This is a genomic window from Megasphaera sp. AF13-6AC (assembly GCF_027685385.1).
GTDB lineage: Bacteria > Bacillota > Negativicutes > Veillonellales > Megasphaeraceae > Megasphaera > Megasphaera micronuciformis.
Map to the genome: position 1 here is coordinate 1 of NZ_JAQCUN010000296.1, position 708 is coordinate 708.

1 other RNA gene and 1 pseudogene are annotated in these 708 nt (G+C 46.8%); both read left to right on the forward strand.

From position 1 onward, the window contains the following. Positions 1–211, forward strand: a pseudogene (locus PGX78_RS08955) (serine--tRNA ligase); the annotation flags it as partial. A gap of 97 nt (positions 212–308) precedes the next feature. Continuing rightward, positions 309–485, forward strand: a non-coding RNA gene (gene ssrS / locus PGX78_RS08960) — 6S RNA. Positions 486–708: the final 223 nt, after the last annotated feature.

Here is a 708-nt window from a genome sequence, read left to right on the forward strand (position 1 = left end):
AGACTTCCAGGCACGTCGTGCCAATATCCGCTTCCGTCGCGATGCCAAATCGAAGCCGGAATACGTACATACGTTGAACGGGTCGGGATTGGCAGTAGGACGTACGGTAGCGGCTATTTTGGAAAACTATCAGCAAGCTGACGGCTCCGTTATCGTGCCGGAAGTATTGCGGCCGTATATGAAGTGTGACGTCATTAAACCGGCTGAATAAGTCATTTACAGAGTTTCAAGGTCATAACGGTCGAATCCTTTAGAAACGGCCTTATGACCTTGATTTTTTTGTGCGTTTTGATATACTGTAACCAAGAGAAACCCTACTGTGTGCGTAAAAAGTTCTCGATGTTTTGAACCAACACTTTTACATCGGGAGTCCGGGCTCTATGGCGGCAAAACAATGCCTACACGGGACTGTTAAGCGTTATAGGAGGACACCCACCTGCTCAGGCAGGCTCAAAACTCGGCTAAGACGGCATGGTGGGGCTCTTTTTTTGAATTATAATCATTGATTATTCGGCCGCTAAGTTAGCTTGGCGGCTTTCTATATGGATTTGAAACCAAACAAATGAACGGTTTTGATGAAATGTGTGTGTGCAATGGAAGGTGAAGAACGTTGGCCGAACGAAAAAGGCGAAGTACTACAGGAACGACGGGAAGTAAAACAAAAGGAACGGCAAGAAGCAAGACCAAGCGGACGACATCCAAAACGGG